Below are 17,006 nucleotides of genomic sequence, written 5' to 3'. Positions count from 1 at the left end.
TGCTTATTTACTTGGTTTATTTAGCAAGATCACTCACAATACTCCTACTATTGACCAGGTGAGAATTTCATGACTGATGCATTGACCTTGAGGGACGTATCCAAAACCTATCGTAACGGTTTTCAAGCACTAAAAGGGATCAACCTAACGGTACCTGAAGGTGAGTTTTATGCCCTCCTTGGTCCAAATGGTGCAGGCAAGTCAACCACCATCAGCATCATTAGCTCACTGACAAAAAAAACCTCCGGTACGGTGGAGATTTTTGGCCATAACCTCGATACCCATCCTTCGGCAGCCAAACAATGCCTGGGGGTCGTGCCACAAGAATTTAACTTTGGTCAGTTTGAAAAAACCTTTGATATTTTGGTGACTCAAGCCGGATATTACGGTATTTCTAAAAAAATTGCAGAAAGCCGGGCTGAAGAATATCTAGAAAAATTAGGCTTATGGGAAAAGCGTGGCATACAGGCACGCATGCTTTCTGGCGGGATGAAACGCCGTTTGATGATTGCCCGTGCCATGATGCATCAACCCCGGCTGCTCATTTTAGATGAACCGACTGCCGGTGTGGATATTGAATTACGTCGTTCCATGTGGGACTTCCTCACTGAAATGAATGAAAAAGGCACATCTATCATTTTAACTACGCATTATTTGGAAGAAGCGGAAATGCTGTGTCGTCGCATCGCGATTATTGACCGCGGCGTGATTAAAGAAGATACCAGCATGAAATCTTTCTTGAATCAGCTGAATGAAGAATCGTTTATCTTCGATTTGGTCGAACCGATTCAACCCATCCATCTGGATATTATTGGCGTGCGTTTTAATTTAATCGACCCCGTGACCTTAGAAGTCACCATGGACAAGGCACATACCTTAAATGAACTGTTCCAGCTTCTGGAAGCGCAAGGCATTCAGGTGCGTAGCATGCGTAACAAGTCGAACCGCCTGGAAGAAATCTTTGTGAAAATGGTGGAAAAAAACCTTGAAGGAGCTGCGCAATGAACTTTAATCAACTCAGTGTTGCGCTCTACACTCTGGTACATAAAGAAGTGCGTCGCTTCATGCGCATCTGGCCACAAACCTTATTACCACCAGCCATTACCATGAGTCTGTATTTCGTGATTTTTGGGAATCTGGTCGGTTCGCGGATTGGCACAATGGGCGGCTTTAGCTACATGCAGTTTATTGTGCCCGGCCTGATTATGATGGCAGTCATCACCAACAGTTATGCCAACGTCTCGTCCAGTTTCTTTAGTGCCAAATTTCAAAAAAGCATTGAAGAACTGATTATGAGTCCCGTTCCTTTACACATGATTCTTTGGGGCTATGTAATTGGTGGGGTCTGTCGCGGCGCCCTGGTCGGCATTATTGTCACAGCCATGAGCCTGTTCTTTACCGACTTATATATCACCAACTGGTTCGTGACTATATATACCGTACTGATTACTTCATTTTTATTTTCACTCGGCGGTTTTATCAATGCCGTGTATGCCAAATCATTTGACGATATTTCAATTATCCCGACTTTTGTACTGACTCCACTGACCTATTTAGGTGGTGTATTCTATGCCATTAGTGCTTTAAGTCCGTTTTGGCAAAATCTCTCTTTAATTAACCCGATCGTATATATGGTCAATGCCTTCCGTTTCGGCATTTTAGGTCATAGCGACGTCAATGTGTCCATTTCATTGACTGTTATTACCTTATGTTGTGCCGTACTGTACGGTATAGCGTACTATTTACTTTCTCGTGGTTCAGGAATGCGTGAATAATGAGTGTAGAACATTCTCTATTAGGTAAAGACACCAATTATCCAACAGAATATCAACCTGATATTCTGTTTCCCATTTCACGTGCCACTGCACGCGAAAAATACGCCCATGTTGAAGGTATTCAGCAAGGCAAAGACTGGTGGCATGTTTTTGAAATTTCCTGGCTCAATGTCGCCGGTATTCCTCAAGTTGCGATTGGCCGTATGACCTTGCCGGCATCTTCACCCAACCTGATCGAATCAAAGTCGCTCAAGCTCTACTTTAATAGTATGAACTTTACCCAGTTCGATTCAAAAGAAGCGTTTATTGCAACCGTTGAAAAAGACTTGTCTGCTGCGGCAGGTGCACCGGTCACGCTGACTTTATTCCAGGCAGATGATCTGGACATTTCCCAGCCTGAAGGCATCTGTATTGATGATTTAAGCCCTGAACGCTTAGAGAACCATCCAGATGCAAGTTTATTAAAATTAGATGCAGAAAATAGTGAAGCCGTTGAAGTACAACTTTATTCACATTTATTACGCAGTAACTGCCCAGTCACCGGTCAGCCCGACTGGGGTACAGTTTTTATACGTTATCAGGGTAAAAAACCTTGTTATCGCAGCATTTTAGCTTATATTATTTCCTACCGTCAGCATAATGGTTTCCATGAACAATGTGTGGAACAGATGTTTGCCGATATCTGGCAAAATCTTGAGCCTGAAAAACTGATGGTATATGCAACGTATACCCGTCGTGGTGGATTAGACATCAACCCTTGCCGTGTATCCGATGCGACATGGATGCCTCGCCCCATTCGTTTGGCGCGACAATAAAATGAAGAATATTGAGGTTTTTTGACATGCCATTTTTTGGTTTTATTCCTTCTGCAGAACTATTAACAAGTATTCAAACCGCTCAGGAAAAGAAAAATTCCAGCGAACCGCTTTACCCTTTACGCGACAAGACCGCATTGCTGATTAATGAAGAAATCATTGATGCCATTTTGACCGAGCTTGTGCGTCGCTTCCCAGCCAGCGATAAACGTGATACTGCTGAAAAACTGGCCGGCTATGTCAAATCAACCGTTGCTGTTTTATTGAAACAGTTACTAGGCAAGGCTTCAAATGATGTGGTCAAGCAATCCATTGAGTTTTCGCAAAAAAGCCTGTTTAAAGATGCAGCGGGTAACTTCCGTGTAGGTGAGCCATTAGATGCAAGCCTGGTCACCAACCTGAAGCATAGTTATGCAGAAATTAAGGCGGGAAATGAAGTCAATAAGGCGGCTTTAACCGAATCATATAAGCAATTTGCAGAAGCGACCGTGCGTCATTTCATGAATGACTTTAATAAGACCCTCGATTTGGGCATGATCAAGCGTAAAGCTGCCGATCTGGGTTCTGCTGCAGTGATTAAAGCCGTTCATATTGCTGTAGAGAAAATCATTCCACATCTCAATAAGGATGAGCTGTTGGTGCTGGCTGAATACCATGACACCCTATTTCATGCTTGAGCACGTTTAAAATTCTCTAAAACCTGGCAATAGCCAGGTTTTTTTATTGCAAAATTTTATTCTCAAATGATGAACAAGCATTACTGTCTTTATCATTATCTATCTGAATCAAATTTACAGATTTACTATGTATATCCGTCATTTCAGAAACAGGACATTCATTACTCTTTGCCCTTCCTCCATTTTTTGCGCATATTTTCTCTCTAAGGAATAATTTCTATATAAACTGATGAAAAAATTAAACCCTGCTGAATTGACTTTTTAGGCTATTTTTTACTGTTTAAATTTTGCTCTCTGTCATCTTTTTTATCGTTTGCAGCGACAATCATCAAGAAAAAAGATCCAGTTGATAAACTTGCATAATGGTTATTGAGCAGAGAGAGTTTCGAATTTTTAAGGAATGAATAGAACATCCGATATTCTTAGCAGATTTCGCTTGCAACTTGGCTTTTTTTCTCGATCTAAGGCAAAACACGATAAGAAAACATTTTTAGTTCACGGGTAAATATTAGATGATTTATTTGCAATCAAGACTCCATTCAACCGGACAAAATGTTCCGATGGTTTTTTAGGCAAACACCCCTTGGCAAAGCAAAATTGCTGCTAAATGTCATATTCTAAGCCTCGATAGAACGTATCATTAAAAACGAAGTAAAAGACCGGCTTTGACTTAACTAAAGCAGACGGATCTTGAATTTGCAGCCTTTCTGTCGAGAACGCAAAGTACAGCTCAGAGAACCGGCCTCAAATACACAGATTTATGCAAAAAATCACGTTCTTTGTCTTTTTTTGTATATGGACTTGTTGATACAGCCTTAGTCAATGCTATCTTAACCGCTTGAAAAATTCCGTTATCTTTCATGAGATGGATTTTCGGTCACTCTATTTGCAATGCCGTCTTTTAACGTCGTGATGTCAATTTGCACACACTGATTATGTTTTTGGAACTTTGAGTAATATGTTAAGTATCAACTTTTATAACAGAATTAAACGTCTTCCTTTACTTCTCGGTGCACTTTCCATCACCAGTTTCTGTCAAGCCAACGATTTTTATAACCACCCAAGCTATAACAGCTTTAAGCAAAAAACCATGCAAACTTATGGCTTGAGTGCAGAACAGGTCGATTGGGCCATGAATGGCTCGAAAAACCTGCCTAATATTATCAATATCATGAACCGCCCTGGCGAAAGTAAGCCCTGGTACGAATATAAAACCAATTTTATGGCGGAAAGCACCATTCAGCGTGGCGTACGCTTCAAAACCCAATATGCCGACACCTTAAACCGTGCTGAACAACAGTTTGGGGTACCGCAATCGATCATTTTAGGGATTTTAGGGGTAGAAACCGGTTTTGGTGCCAACAAAGGAAATTTCATCACCCGTGATGCCTTGGCAACCTTAGGCTTCGGCTATGAGCGACGTGCCCAGTATTTCCAGGATGAACTCGCTGCACTGATTGCATGGACTTACAAAGACGGGGTGCCTGCCAGCTCGGTAGTAGGCTCCTATGCTGGAGCGATTGGTTATCCTCAATTCATGCCAAGCAACATTAGCAAATTGGGTGTGGACTATGATGGCAATGGACACATTGACTTAAGAAATTCTGCCGTAGATGCCATTGGCTCTATTGCCAACTATTTAGCCCAACACGGATGGCAACGCAATCAGCCTGTCGGCTTTGCTGCCCGCTATACCGGTAACACTCCCGCCTCTATTATTGCCAAAGATCTGGAACAGCCGACTCCGTATGGCGCGTTAAAAAATCAAGGCATCACACCAATCAATCCGATTGTGCAAATTGATGACCTGGATATGGTAAATATTATTCAACTTCAAGATAGTTATGGGCCTATTTACTATATTACCTATCCCAATTTTCAGGTCATTACAACCTATAACAAGAGTCGTATGTATGCCACCGCGGTATGGCAATTAGGGATTGAAATCGCCAGCCGTTAAGGCTGGTTTTTTACCAAAAAACAATAAAGTCAAGATTTTTTTTTACAAAATTGTTCATCAAATGGACCTTTTTAATATATTGTTACAATATTGGTTATATTTTGATCGAAAAACGATTTATTTCTGTTCTTTTTGTAATTATTTTAATTAAAAAGTAGACAGCTTTAGCTTGGCATGAATATTATCCATCTCGTCAAATGTAGTTGCAAAAGAGAATTAACAGACTTGATAGCTTGCATTTCAATGACTTAATTGAAATAAAAGCAGCGGTCTTTAGGAGTTTAATAATGCATTCATCGATAAAGTATATTTTAGCCTTAACCACCACCTTTGCCCTGAGCCAGTCTCAAGCAGAGCTGGTACAGTCATCCTTCAATACAGACAGTGACAACTCTCGCTTGGCCACGCGTGTATTAAACAAAGATGCTCAAAATTTTAATTCCCACTTTTCAAATTTAAATAGTCTTTCAATCACTGAACGTTCTGGTGATAAAATTCGTCGTCAAACCATTGCCGCCAAAATTGAAATCCCTGCAGATGAGCCTTCAGTGATTGAAAAGCTAAATACTGTTGCATCGAATACAGTACGTAAATTCAGCCAAACTGGCGCAGCTTCTTGGTATGGTCGTCAATTCCATGGCCGTAAAACTGCAAGTGGTGAAACATTCGATATGAATGGCTTGACTGCCGCTCACCGCAGCCTGCCATTGAACTGCTATATTCGTGTAACCAATAAAAACAATGGCAAGAGTGTAGTCGTAAAAGTAAACGACCGCGGTCCTTTCCATGGTAACCGTGTCCTAGACTTATCTTATGGCGCTGCAAAACAACTCGGTATTACTCATGCAGGCACTGCAAAAGTAAACATCGAACGTGTCGATGGTCCAAATTCATAAGACTTTTCCCGACTCCTGATACATTTGACTTAAAAGCCACTTCTTGTGGCTTTTTTAATGTTTGGACAGAAATACCTTCCCTGCCTTCCCACTAGGCTTCAACATCAGCTTTACTTTGTGAACAAGCATTAAGCTATCCCGCTCATATGAGTGAGGAATTGCTGATGCTGAATTTTGACCCGTACTGTTTTCTGGTTTATATTTTATCTCTAGAAGAATAAAACATAGGTTGATGGATGCTCATCCATAAAAGCCGGAGTGAAAAATGAAAACAATGACAGAATGGCTGGATGAATATAGCGAGAGCCATCAGAACCCGACCAATAAAACCATTCATTGGGTCTGTGTACCGACTATCCTGTTTTCCATTATTGGCATTTTGGCCCATTTCAGTGCGCTATTGACCACCTTCGTTTTAGTTTGTACCCTGGTCTTTTATGCACGCCTAGTCTTAGTCCTTGCTGTCGCCATGGCTGCCCTTATTGTCGTGATGGCATGGCTCATTTTTATTTTACCTGCAGGAACAGGATTTTATATCGCGCTTTTTGTTTTGGCCTGGATTGGACAATTTTATGGCCACAAAGTTGAAGGAAAAAAGCCTTCCTTCTTCAAAGACCTCCAATTCCTCCTCATTGGCCCGGCATGGTGTATGAATGCTTATCTAAGCAAACCACTGCCAAAATATAAAACCCGCCTAAAATCGCAAATCAACGCAATTTAAGCCCTATTATCGTTTTAGCCTTCCGAAGCTCTTTTATTGATAGATTCTTCCTTTATATTTCAACCAGCCATCCGCATGTTTTTGTTGCGGATCATGATGAGTCCAGTGAATTACTCCGCCTTTTTCGCTATATTCATATTCGCCATTGAAATGAATGATGTCTCCTTTTTGCAAGTTTTCAATTCTTGGTGCCAAATCAATATTATGAGCCACCAACATAGTTAACCCATTCTGCAGTTGCAGAATAAACTTTTGATGGCGTGAGCCGTTGTTATCATCCGCTAGAACTGCTTTGACTGTTCCGCTGGACTGAACCTGTATATTGCTTTTTTGTGTTTGAAATGCCTGCTGAATTTTTACATCATCATTTTGAATTTGAAAATTTGCTGCCTTCGAATCTACAGATACTTGCTGAGATTCTGATTTCGATAAAATTTCAGTGTGTGCTTTTGAATTGCTGAGCGCTTGATTTGAAGGATTTTGCTGTTCTTGTAAATCAATACCGAAATAGGCAGCAATTAAAATAACAATAACTGCACCAATCCCCTTCTGAGCTTTACTCGCCATCTTTATTGTTCTCTCAAAATTTTAAACTCTTCATAAAAAAAGCCCCAAACGGGGCTTTTTTTTGCAAATAATCAGAGATTATTTTGCAGCAGCTTGAGCAGCAGCAACTTCTTCAGCGAAAGAAAGTTCAGCTTTTTTCTCAATACCTTCACCCACTTCGAAGCGAACGAATTGAGCAACTGTAGTACCAGTTGATTTAAGAACGTCAGCAACTTTCTTGTCGTTGTCGATTACGTACATTTGACGCTCAAGAACAACTTCGTTCAAGTATTTTTCAACTGAACCAGTCACCATTTTTTCAACGATGTTTGCTGGTTTACCAGATTCTAATGCTTTCGCTTCAGCAATTTCTTTTTCTTTAGCGATAAGATCAGCAGATACGCCTTCAGCAGTTACAGCAACCGGGTTGAACGCAGCAACGTGCATTGCAATACCTTTACCAGTTTCAGCAGAACCTGTGTAAGCCACTACAACACCAATTTTTAAACCGTGTTTGTAAACTGCAAGGTTTTCACCTTCAACAATTTTCGCACGACGAACCTGGATGTTTTCACCGATTTTTTGAACAAGAGCAATACGCGCTTCTTCAACAGTTGCACCATCTTCAAGTTTAAGTTCAGCAATTTTAGCAGCATCAGTTTCGTTTGCAGCAAGCGCAGCAGCAGCAACTTTAGCAGAGAAACCAGCAAAGTTTTCGTCTTTAGCAACGAAGTCAGTTTGGCAGTTTACTTCTAAAAGAATAGCTTTGTTGCCTTCTTGAACGATAGTGATTGCACCGTCAGCAGCAATGTTACCAGCTTTTTTAGCTGCTTTTGCTTGACCAGATTTACGAAGGTTATCAATCGCTAATTCGATGTCACCGTTCGCTTCTGTTAATGCTTTTTTACATTCCATCATTGCTAAACCAGTACGGTCACGCAATTCTTTTACCATGCTCGCAGTAACTGCAGTCATGTTATTCTCCTAAATACGGTAGAAAATGAATCTGTTCAACAAAAACGGCCCAAAGTGTTCTCTGGGCCGTTTTGCTTTCTCGACGCTTAATTTGCCACGACTAGATGTCGCAAAAATGACAATTCTGCGTCAAAACGCATTAAGCCTCTGGAGCTTCTTTAGCAGCTTCTTCGCCTTTAGCTTGAGCATTTGCTTGTGATTGAGCGTACTCTTTACCAGCAATGATAGCATCAGCCATAGCAGAAGCGTAAAGTGTAACCGCACGGATCGCATCGTCGTTACCAGGAATAACGTAGTCTACGTTGTCTGGGTTAGAGTTTGTATCAACGATACCGATTACAGGAATACCAAGGTTCTTAGCTTCTTTAATCGCGATTGATTCGTGGTCAACGTCAATTACGAATAATGCGTCAGGTAAACCACCCATGTTTTTAACGCCGCCTAAAGCACGTTCAAGTTTTTCCATTTCACGAGTACGCTCTAAAGCTTCACGTTTAGTCAGCTTAGCGAAAGTACCGTCAGTAGATTGAGTTTGAAGATCTTTTAAACGGTTGATAGATTGGCGAAGTGTTTTCCAGTTCGTCAACATACCACCTAACCAGCGGTGGTCTACATATGGTTGACCAGCGCGTTGAGCTTGTTCACGAATGATGTTAGAAGCAGCACGTTTAGTACCAACAAACAATACTTTGTTCTTTTTGCTTGCAAGATTGTTAACAAAGTTCAAAGCATCATTTAACGCAGGAACAGTGTGCTCAAGGTTGATGATGTGAATTTTGTTACGCGCACCAAAGATGTATTCGCGCATCTTTGGGTTCCAGAAACGAGTTTGGTGACCGAAGTGAGCGCCTGCTTGAAGAAGGTCGCGCATGCTTACGTTGTAATCTGCCATTTTCTTTACCTTAAAGTTTGGGTTAGGCCTCCATATATCCGCATTCTCCACCCAAGGGATTGCTGTCATTTTATCAGTGGTTGCGACAGAGGACGTTTTTTAGCGATACAAGGCATGAATAGCGAGATTTAGCATTCTAAATAAGCTATTCATAACGCGGTAGCGTCAAAAAATATCCCTGTCCCGAAGGGTTGTGACTAAAATCCCTTCATACTTCGTTATGAAACTCGATAAGGAAATACCCTTCCCATCGTTCCATGCCTCGCATGAAGAAATTTTAGTTGACAACGCAACTCACATATAAAGTGACAACAATCCCTAGAAGCACCCAGAGAAATGTGTCGATATATGTGCGGATTTTATTGCCCCATCGCACAAAGCCCGTGAAATTTATTCACGAAAAAGCATTTGATAAAATGGGCGGCTATTTATACCATAGTCACACACAAATTTCCAAAAGTTTTTAAAGATCATGAACAGTACTTACGAAGCTCCCCGTCGTTTAATCAAAACACCTGAAGAAATTGAAAAAATGCGTGTGGCGGGTCGACTGGCAGCAGAAGTTTTGGATATGATCAAACCGCATATCAAACCGGGGGTATCAACCCTGGAACTGGACACCATCTGTCACGATTATATTGTCAATAAACAAGAGGCGATTCCAGCATGCTTAGGTTACGGTGCAGCGCCTGGCCGCCCGGCTTTCCAGCATACCATCTGCACCTCTGTGAACCACGTGGTGTGTCATGGCATTCCGTCTGCCAGCAAAATCCTGAAAAAAGGCGACATTCTCAATATTGACGTGACTGTCATTAAAGACGGCTATCATGGCGATACCAACATGATGTATATCGTCGGCGGTGAAACTTCAATTCTTGCAGATCGTTTATGCAAAGTGGCGCAAGAAGCCATGTACCGCGGTATTGAAACTGTAAAACCGGGTTCTACCATTGGTGATATTGGCAATGCCATTCAAAAATATGTTGAATCAGAACGCTTTGGCGTTGTACGTGAATATTGTGGCCATGGTATTGGCACTGTATTCCACGACGAACCGCAAGTTTTGCATTATGGCCAAGCGAATACCGGCATGGTGCTTGAAGAAGGCATGACCTTTACCATTGAACCAATGGTGAACGGTGGCGACTGGAAAACCAAAATTTTAGGTGACAAATGGACAGTAGTGACCAAAGACCATAGTTTGTCCGCACAATATGAACACACCCTTTTAGTGACTAAAACCGGTGTTGAAGTGCTGACTGCTCGTCCTGAAGAAGACCTGTCCCGCTTTAATCAATAAGTTCATTTCAAATTGACTTAAATGGCTGCATCTGTTGTAGCCATTTTTATTTACAGTGATCTTTATTTAAACGTTTTGCTGAAAATCTATCCCAAGTTCAATTGATTTTCGCTTTATTTCCCACATACTAAAGCCCTATCCAATGTACCGCAGAGATTTTTATGTCCGATTTTAGCAATGTTACAGTCACCCAGAATGATGATGATACCGTTTCCTTACTGATTGACCATAAACCTATTTCTGAACGTTACGGCATGAAATTTAGTGCCAGCATTGTGGATGAACTCAAAGCTTTAGCTGACGGTCAAAATATGAAACTGTTTGATCAGTTTGTATTTTCACATACCGATTTAAACTTTGAGCATAGCTATCGTTATGTGACTTGCATTCTTAAAGAAGAAGCGGGTTATAAAGTGACGCGTAATTTTGTCTATACCATTACTGCGCAAGGTCAGCAGCCGATTGAACATGTCATTACCAAACAGGGGCAACCGATGACCACTGCGGATGTACATGAGTTCATTAATACCCATTTGCAAAAATCCTTAAATGACTATACCGACCTGAATTATGCATATTGATGTTTTGTTTTGATGATCACCTGATCACGCCAGGCACTACAATTAAATCGAAGCTCATCTAATTGTAGTGTTCTTTTTCACTTCCTCATTCACATTAAACCCACCCTTTTTAATCTTATTTTTTTAATTATTTTCATCTCTATTCTTCAAACCAAACCATTTAATTATTTGTTCTTATTGCTCAGCTGATTTAACCGGGTTAAATACTTTTTTCCAATATTGGCACATTCAAGCTCCCCTTTTTAGCGCAATTTAAGATAAGATAGTGTGCTTTTTATTTTTTAATCCCTATAAGAAGGAATACTGCCGTGGACGTACGTCTCTCTGATCGTGTAAATGCCATCAAACCGTCCCCTACACTTGCTGTTACCAACAAGGCTGCTGAACTTAAAGCCGCTGGTAAAAACGTAATTGGCTTGGGTGCAGGTGAACCAGATTTTGACACCCCACAACACATCAAAGATGCAGCAATTGCCGCTATTAACAACGGTTTCACTAAATACACCGCTGTTGACGGTACTCCAGGTCTTAAAAAAGCAATTATTGCGAAATTAAAACGCGATAATAATCTTGATTACGCTGCAAACCAGATTCTGGTTTCTTGCGGTGGTAAACAGTCATTCTTTAACTTGGCGCTTGCTTTGTTAAACAAAGGTGATGAAGTGATCATCCCTGCACCATACTGGGTAAGCTATCCAGATATGGTGATCATCGCTGAAGGCGTGCCTGTAATCGTGAAATGTGGTGAAGAACAACGTTTCAAAATTACACCTGAACAGTTAGAAGCTGCGATCACTGACAAAACCCGTTTAGTGGTACTGAACAGCCCATCTAACCCGACTGGCATGATCTACACTAAAGAAGAATTACTTGCTTTAGCTGAAGTTCTGCGTAAATACCCAGAAGTTCTTGTTGCGTCTGATGACATGTACGAACCAATCCGTTGGGATGATGAATTCTACAACATCGCAACTGTTGCTCCAGACCTTTACGACCGCGTAATCGTATTGAACGGCGTGTCTAAAGCCTATGCAATGACTGGCTGGCGTATCGGCTATGCAGCGGGTCCTGCTAAACTGATTGGCGCGATGAAAAAAATCCAGTCTCAATCGACTTCTAACCCGACTTCTATTTCACAAGTTGCTGCTGAAGCTGCATTGAACGGTCCTCAAGACGTTCTTGAACCAATGATTGAAGCATTCAAACGTCGTCATGACCTGGTTGTAAAAGGCTTAAATGACATCAACGGTATTACTTGCTTACCTGCTGACGGTGCATTCTATGCCTATGCCAATATCAAGCCGTTAATTCGTGCCAAAGGTTTAAAATCTTGCACAGAATTCTCTGCATGGTTACTAGAAGAAACTGGTGTTGCGGTTGTTCCTGGTGATGCATTCGGCCTAGGCGGTTACATGCGTATTTCTTATGCAACTGCTGACGAAGTACTGGTAGATGCGCTTGCTCGTATCAAGAAAGCGGCTGATTCAATCGAAGGCGTTGACGCTGCGATTGCTTCAATTGCTGCTGAAAAATAATCTGCTTTTTCTAAAGTAAGATTTAAAAAACCCGCGAATTTCGCGGGTTTTTTCTGTTTCAGGATTTATCTTTTTAGCTGTAATATCCCGATAATTTTTCTTTTTTAAACACACTTTGATTATTTCAACGCACTTTCGGCATGCTTCTGATCAGGAGCAGCCCAAATCACCAAGGCAATTCCCGTTAAAACAATGACAGCAGAAATAATCATCCGCCAGCTTAAAGTCTCACCAATAAACAATGCGCCACCTATAATCGCTAAACACGGCACAGACAGCTGCACACTGCTGGCTGTCAAACGGTCAATCTGTTTCACAATGGCATACCAAAGCACGTATGCTCCGCTTGAGGCTAAACCGCCTGACAGCACAGCTAAAAGTATCCCTTGAGGCAATGCAAAACTTTTCGTGTAAAACACAACATAAGCCAGCAAAACAAAAGGAATGGCCATCACAAAATTGGCCAATGTACTGGCCAAGGGGTTTTGCATATTTTTGCCCGCGATGCTGTACATCGCCCAACCTATTCCTGAAAGCACCATTATCGCGGCATACCCCAAATTTGGAGCAGCGGCACCCGGAAGCAAAAGAATAAAAATCCCGATAATTGCCATACACAATCCGGCACCACGGCGCAGATTAATTTTTTCACCATGACATAAACCATAGCCGACCATGCTGAGCTGGACTGTGCCAAATAACAGCAATGCCCCGACTCCCGCATCTATATGCAAATAAGCCAGTGAAAATGCCACAATATATAAGGCAAGAAAAAAACCGTTTTGAAGACTCCATTCTATTTTGGCTTTTTGTGCAGAAAACAGGTAAAGCATCCATAAAACGATAGCGCCACTCGCAACCCGAATCAGGCTAAAACTCATGGGGTCAATTTGCTGTTCGGCCAATGCCAAACGGCATAAAACCGAATTGGCAGCAAAGGCCAGCATGGCAATCGAGATTTTGAGCAGCATGGTTGAGCATCCTTATTCAACAGCCTACTTTAGGTATATCGGAACTATTTCATTAAATCTACATCGTTTTTCTGATGCTATGTATCAAAAATACCAATGTGTAAATTCTGCACATAAAACTGTGGGGATTATTTTTCTCCTTTATTTTTAGCAAAGCGTGTTCCAGCGTCGGCTACCAACCTTTGGATATCATTGGCAAAACAATAAAACTCAGGTTGATGATTACTGTGAATTTCCCTCTCCCGCTTTAAATCCTCCAGCTGTTTACTTAAGGTAAAGACCCGAAGGTCGCAATAGGGTTAATCCCGACGGCACCACAACAAAAAGGGGTTGAACGACACAAGCATTGACCTTACATTTTTTTGATCCATTTTTTGTTTTTCTAAAAAACAGCACGCTTATACTGGGACGTGCTATCACCCCCATTTACTTATCATTTCAACTGCTGTCGCTGAACTAAATACTCTCGAATATTTCTTGACGATTTTTATGTACATCGTTAATTTAAACAACAAGTTCCTTTTTAGAACTTATCAATAAGGAAATAAATAGAATGAATCCCAAAGAAATGACTGGACTGCAACTTTTACAAGCCATGTGTGATGGCAGAATTCCAGCACCCTCAATGAGTGAAACCATCCCTATGCAGCCTTATGAGGTTTCAGAAGGCACGATCTGTTTTAAAGTCAAAGCCAATCACCACCATTTAAATCCCTTGGGTGGTGTGCATGGCGGTTTTGCAGCAACCGTACTGGATTCCGTCACGGGCTGTGCTGTCCACAGTATGCTCGAAGCAGGTGCAGGCTATGGCACCATCGATTTAAATATAAAAATGTGCCGTCCCATTTCTCAAGATCAACAACTGCTGGCTATAGGCAAGGTGATTAATATCAGCAAGAATCTGGGTATTTCTGAAGGTGAAATTGTCGATGAAAATGGCAAACTTTATGCCCATGCCACTGCGACGTGTATGATTATCCGTTAATACCTAATATCCACCTCATTCAGAGCTTAGATCATTTCCTAAGCTCTTGGAGCTAGCACAGATTAAACGGCTGATTTAAACGATTTTTTGAGTGCTGATAAAGACACGTCCGGACGCGAAGTTCCCTTATAGATACATAAATACTTAAATACGCTATCAAGCGAGATAGAGAGTTTCTTCTGTTCCGACACTGACCACACTTTAGAATTGTTGCGTCCAGATAAAGCGCTGCCATTCAGCTGATACAAATACAGGTCATGATCACGCTGCAACGGTTGCTTGCGGCCATTGGAATAACTATCCAGAAGCAATTGACAGGGTGAGTTAATCAACCATTTATTGCTAAACCAAAGCTGCAACAAGTCACCCAGATATAAGACTTCAGTACCGACTGGCCAGACCTGAATATAGGCATCCTCAACAGCGGTCTGATAGCGCTGCGGGTCTTGAATAATAGAAAGGTAATTGTCTTGATAAAAAGATAAATTTGAAAAAATTTCGGCAATCGTCAGCGTATGCATTCGCTTTCTCCTGTTTAGCCATTTTAGTGCTGGCAAGTTGGTTTAAATCCACACTGTTTGAACTTGCATTCAAACGCTCTGTTATGAATTTAATCTAACAAGCCAGTTTTGGCTGTGCAAGTTTTTTTAGGATTTTTGATTTAGTTGTTTAAATAAAAAGCATACGGCATAAAAATTAAGGCATCATGACACTTTTAGCTTGACCCCCTGCAAAATCTGCTTATAATCGCATGCAGATTCTCCAATAGCTCAGTCGGTAGAGCGACGGACTGTTAATCCGCAGGTCCCTGGTTCGAGCCCAGGTTGGAGAGCCAGATTTTAAAAACCCACTCAACAGAGTGGGTTTTTTTATGGCCTAAATAATCTATAGCTGTTTAAATCACTCAATACACGATACTGCTCTTTTTTAGATTCAATCTGCCCATTCCTGTATTCTATCAAGTTAGGTTATTCATTGCCTTCAAAGTATTGAAATATAAAATTTATAGCGAAATCAGCATAAGCCCTAAAAGCAAAAAGCGCATCGAAATGCGCTTTCTACTCATCAATCCAGCTCAACATGGATCAATATCACAATTGTTTTATTGCTGAGGTAAAGGAATATACTGTGAATTATTATTCTGTGCTTTACGTTCAGTCACCACCACATTCAGGGTTAATGGTTGCTCATCTCGAACCACTTCAACTTTAATGGTGCTATTCGGCGCTTGTAAAGCCACATAATTAATCAAGTGGGAAGCTGAAGTAATCTGCTCTCCATTGACCTGGATAATTTTATCACCCTTTTTAATTCCCGCTTTAGCTGCTGGACCGTGAGGAAGCACATCTGCTACAACAACACCAGTCTGCTTAGGTTCAAGAATATTGTCCTGTTGCACTGGCATGAGGCTAATCCCCAACCAGCCACGAACCACGCGACCATCTTTCAGAATTGAATTGAGAATTTGCTGGCATACTTTCGCAGGAATGGCAAAGCCAATTCCCAATGAACCACCCGATTGAGAGAAAATAGCCGTATTCACGCCAATCAGATTACCCGCCACGTCAATCAGTGCCCCACCCGAGTTCCCGGGATTAATCGCTGCATCTGTTTGAATGAAGTCTTCATAGGTATTAATGCCCAAATCTGAACGGTTGGTGGCAGAAATAATCCCTTGAGTAACCGTTTGCCCTACACCGAACGGGTTACCAATGGCAAGTACGACATCGCCAACTTCATTGCCGCTGAGTTTAAAAGGCAAAACTGGAAGCTTGTCGAGTTCAATCTTAATCACCGCCAGATCGGAATCCGGGTCTGTGCCAATCACTTTAGCGACTGCACGGCGTCCATCATTCAAGCCCACCACAATCTGTTCAGCCTGAGCAATGACATGGTTGTTCGTCAAGATATAGCCATCTGAACGCACAATCACCCCTGAACCCAGACTGTTTTCATTTTGCTCCTGATCGAACTGTTCAGGGACCTGATCGCCAAAAAACTCGCGAAAAGCCGGATCATTCAACAAAGGATGTTCTGCTTTATTCACCTTCTGGGTAGTGAAAATATTCACCACCGCAGGAGCCGCCACCTTCACGGCATTACTGTAAGATTCGACGGCACCCGCCCTGTTGGTATTGACTAAAGGCTCGACTTTTTCTCTGGGCATTTTTATACCGTCAGAGGCAACAGGGGCTTGTGGCTTCTGAGAATGTTGCCAGACAAGAAAACCGAGAGTGACTAAAACAAGTAAAACCCAAGGTAACCATGAAAAGGTGCGACGCACGGTAATTTCCTCTAACAATATTTTAATTCGTTGATGACTAAGTAATTTATCTGCCATTGTAAAATGAAATACAGCAGGAAACTTAAAAATAAT

Annotated in this window: 17 protein-coding genes and 1 tRNA gene; 12 read left to right on the top strand and 6 right to left on the bottom strand. The window is 41.6% G+C overall.

Translation table 11 applies throughout. The annotated features are described in order from the left end of the window. The first annotated feature begins 69 nt into the window (after positions 1 to 69). The 7 genes from ACPUEY_RS08845 (at position 70) to ACPUEY_RS08815 (ending at position 6,844) form a co-directional block, all read left to right on the top strand. Positions 70 to 1,005, top strand: a complete 936-nt coding sequence (locus ACPUEY_RS08845; protein WP_425121841.1) for an ABC transporter ATP-binding protein — start codon at positions 70 to 72, stop codon at positions 1,003 to 1,005. Beyond that, entirely contained in the window at positions 1,002 to 1,775 is a 774-nt protein-coding gene (locus tag ACPUEY_RS08840; protein WP_086195004.1) for an ABC transporter permease, read from the top strand. The genes ACPUEY_RS08845 and ACPUEY_RS08840 overlap by 4 nt, the downstream gene beginning before the upstream one ends. Beyond that, positions 1,775 to 2,590: an NADPH-dependent 7-cyano-7-deazaguanine reductase QueF gene (gene queF / locus ACPUEY_RS08835; RefSeq protein ID WP_425121840.1), complete on the top strand. Its 816-nt coding sequence runs from the start codon at positions 1,775 to 1,777 to the stop codon at positions 2,588 to 2,590. Before ACPUEY_RS08840 ends, queF begins: the two co-directional genes overlap by 1 nt. Positions 2,591 to 2,616: 26 nt before the next feature. Continuing rightward, entirely contained in the window at positions 2,617 to 3,267 is a 651-nt protein-coding gene (locus tag ACPUEY_RS08830) for a hypothetical protein (protein ID WP_092819868.1), read from the top strand. Positions 3,268 to 4,225: 958 nt separating this feature from the next. Then, positions 4,226 to 5,227 (top strand): lytic murein transglycosylase B, encoded by a 1,002-nt coding sequence (gene mltB / locus ACPUEY_RS08825; protein ID WP_425121839.1) that lies wholly within the window; start codon positions 4,226 to 4,228, stop codon positions 5,225 to 5,227. 287 nt (positions 5,228 to 5,514) lie between these two features. Continuing rightward, the gene (locus ACPUEY_RS08820; RefSeq protein ID WP_092819870.1) at positions 5,515 to 6,123 is read left to right on the top strand and encodes a septal ring lytic transglycosylase RlpA family protein; all 609 of its coding nucleotides are present in this window, start codon (positions 5,515 to 5,517) and stop codon (positions 6,121 to 6,123) included. 265 nt (positions 6,124 to 6,388) lie between these two features. Continuing rightward, positions 6,389 to 6,844, top strand: a complete 456-nt coding sequence (locus ACPUEY_RS08815) for a DUF962 domain-containing protein (RefSeq protein ID WP_425121838.1) — start codon at positions 6,389 to 6,391, stop codon at positions 6,842 to 6,844. Between the two features lie 33 nt (positions 6,845 to 6,877). Here ACPUEY_RS08815 and ACPUEY_RS08810 read toward each other — a convergent pair whose 3' ends face one another. The 3 genes from ACPUEY_RS08810 to rpsB form a co-directional block, all read right to left on the bottom strand. After that, on the bottom strand, positions 6,878 to 7,411 hold the full coding sequence (locus tag ACPUEY_RS08810; RefSeq protein WP_425121837.1) for a DUF3465 domain-containing protein: 534 nt from the start codon (positions 7,409 to 7,411) through the stop codon (positions 6,878 to 6,880). 78 nt (positions 7,412 to 7,489) lie between these two features. After that, positions 7,490 to 8,365 (bottom strand): translation elongation factor Ts, encoded by an 876-nt coding sequence (gene tsf, locus ACPUEY_RS08805; RefSeq protein ID WP_092819873.1) that lies wholly within the window; start codon positions 8,363 to 8,365, stop codon positions 7,490 to 7,492. A 139-nt stretch (positions 8,366 to 8,504) separates the two neighbouring features. After that, a complete protein-coding gene (gene rpsB / locus ACPUEY_RS08800; RefSeq protein ID WP_092819874.1) occupies positions 8,505 to 9,257 on the bottom strand; it encodes a 30S ribosomal protein S2 in 753 nt (250 codons plus the stop codon). Positions 9,258 to 9,729: 472 nt separating this feature from the next. Between rpsB and map the strand changes: the two genes are divergently transcribed. The 3 genes from map to ACPUEY_RS08785 all read left to right on the top strand — a co-directional run bounded on the left by map (position 9,730) and on the right by ACPUEY_RS08785 (position 12,673). Then, entirely contained in the window at positions 9,730 to 10,557 is an 828-nt protein-coding gene (gene map / locus ACPUEY_RS08795) for a type I methionyl aminopeptidase (RefSeq protein WP_425121836.1), read from the top strand. A 161-nt stretch (positions 10,558 to 10,718) separates the two neighbouring features. After that, positions 10,719 to 11,138 carry a hypothetical protein gene (locus ACPUEY_RS08790; RefSeq protein ID WP_425121835.1) on the top strand — a complete coding sequence of 140 codons (420 nt, stop codon included), beginning with the start codon at positions 10,719 to 10,721 and terminating at the stop codon, positions 11,136 to 11,138. A gap of 308 nt (positions 11,139 to 11,446) precedes the next feature. Then, the gene (locus ACPUEY_RS08785; RefSeq protein WP_092819877.1) at positions 11,447 to 12,673 is read left to right on the top strand and encodes a pyridoxal phosphate-dependent aminotransferase; all 1,227 of its coding nucleotides are present in this window, start codon (positions 11,447 to 11,449) and stop codon (positions 12,671 to 12,673) included. 119 nt (positions 12,674 to 12,792) lie between these two features. Here the strand turns inward: ACPUEY_RS08785 and ACPUEY_RS08780 are convergent, their stop codons facing one another. Next, positions 12,793 to 13,644, bottom strand: a complete 852-nt coding sequence (locus ACPUEY_RS08780) for a DMT family transporter (RefSeq protein WP_425121834.1) — start codon at positions 13,642 to 13,644, stop codon at positions 12,793 to 12,795. 553 nt (positions 13,645 to 14,197) lie between these two features. Here ACPUEY_RS08780 and ACPUEY_RS08775 point away from each other — a divergent pair. Next, positions 14,198 to 14,629: a PaaI family thioesterase gene (locus ACPUEY_RS08775; RefSeq protein WP_425121833.1), complete on the top strand. Its 432-nt coding sequence runs from the start codon at positions 14,198 to 14,200 to the stop codon at positions 14,627 to 14,629. 62 nt (positions 14,630 to 14,691) lie between these two features. Here the strand turns inward: ACPUEY_RS08775 and ACPUEY_RS08770 are convergent, their stop codons facing one another. After that, positions 14,692 to 15,150: a hypothetical protein gene (locus ACPUEY_RS08770; RefSeq protein ID WP_425121832.1), complete on the bottom strand. Its 459-nt coding sequence runs from the start codon at positions 15,148 to 15,150 to the stop codon at positions 14,692 to 14,694. Positions 15,151 to 15,388: 238 nt separating this feature from the next. Between ACPUEY_RS08770 and ACPUEY_RS08765 the strand changes: the two genes are divergently transcribed. After that, positions 15,389 to 15,464: transfer RNA gene (locus ACPUEY_RS08765), tRNA-Asn, on the top strand. Positions 15,465 to 15,731: 267 nt separating this feature from the next. Here ACPUEY_RS08765 and ACPUEY_RS08760 read toward each other — a convergent pair. After that, positions 15,732 to 16,913: a S1C family serine protease gene (locus ACPUEY_RS08760; RefSeq protein WP_092819881.1), complete on the bottom strand. Its 1,182-nt coding sequence runs from the start codon at positions 16,911 to 16,913 to the stop codon at positions 15,732 to 15,734. Positions 16,914 to 17,006: the final 93 nt, after the last annotated feature.

The sequence above is a fragment of the Acinetobacter sp. G11 genome, assembly GCF_049808495.1.
Classification (GTDB): Bacteria; Pseudomonadota; Gammaproteobacteria; order Pseudomonadales; family Moraxellaceae; genus Acinetobacter; species Acinetobacter kookii.
The sequence above is the reverse complement of the archived record's forward strand: the minus strand, read 5'-3'. Positions and strand labels throughout refer to the sequence as shown.

Excerpts from the sequence above, each read along its gene's own strand:
- ACPUEY_RS08845 (WP_425121841.1), top strand. The coding sequence starts at position 70 with ATGACTGATGCATTGACCTTGAGGGACGTATCCAAAACCTATCGTAAC.
- ACPUEY_RS08840 (WP_086195004.1), top strand. The coding sequence starts at position 1,002 with ATGAACTTTAATCAACTCAGTGTTGCGCTCTACACTCTGGTACATAAA.
- queF (WP_425121840.1), top strand. The coding sequence starts at position 1,775 with ATGAGTGTAGAACATTCTCTATTAGGTAAAGACACCAATTATCCAACA.
- ACPUEY_RS08830 (WP_092819868.1), top strand. The coding sequence starts at position 2,617 with ATGCCATTTTTTGGTTTTATTCCTTCTGCAGAACTATTAACAAGTATT.
- mltB (WP_425121839.1), top strand. The coding sequence starts at position 4,226 with ATGTTAAGTATCAACTTTTATAACAGAATTAAACGTCTTCCTTTACTT.
- ACPUEY_RS08820 (WP_092819870.1), top strand. The coding sequence starts at position 5,515 with ATGCATTCATCGATAAAGTATATTTTAGCCTTAACCACCACCTTTGCC.
- ACPUEY_RS08815 (WP_425121838.1), top strand. The coding sequence starts at position 6,389 with ATGAAAACAATGACAGAATGGCTGGATGAATATAGCGAGAGCCATCAG.
- ACPUEY_RS08810 (WP_425121837.1), bottom strand. The coding sequence starts at position 7,411 with ATGGCGAGTAAAGCTCAGAAGGGGATTGGTGCAGTTATTGTTATTTTA.
- tsf (WP_092819873.1), bottom strand. The coding sequence starts at position 8,365 with ATGACTGCAGTTACTGCGAGCATGGTAAAAGAATTGCGTGACCGTACT.
- rpsB (WP_092819874.1), bottom strand. The coding sequence starts at position 9,257 with ATGGCAGATTACAACGTAAGCATGCGCGACCTTCTTCAAGCAGGCGCT.
- map (WP_425121836.1), top strand. The coding sequence starts at position 9,730 with ATGAACAGTACTTACGAAGCTCCCCGTCGTTTAATCAAAACACCTGAA.
- ACPUEY_RS08790 (WP_425121835.1), top strand. The coding sequence starts at position 10,719 with ATGTCCGATTTTAGCAATGTTACAGTCACCCAGAATGATGATGATACC.
- ACPUEY_RS08780 (WP_425121834.1), bottom strand. The coding sequence starts at position 13,644 with ATGCTGCTCAAAATCTCGATTGCCATGCTGGCCTTTGCTGCCAATTCG.
- ACPUEY_RS08775 (WP_425121833.1), top strand. The coding sequence starts at position 14,198 with ATGAATCCCAAAGAAATGACTGGACTGCAACTTTTACAAGCCATGTGT.
- ACPUEY_RS08770 (WP_425121832.1), bottom strand. The coding sequence starts at position 15,150 with ATGCATACGCTGACGATTGCCGAAATTTTTTCAAATTTATCTTTTTAT.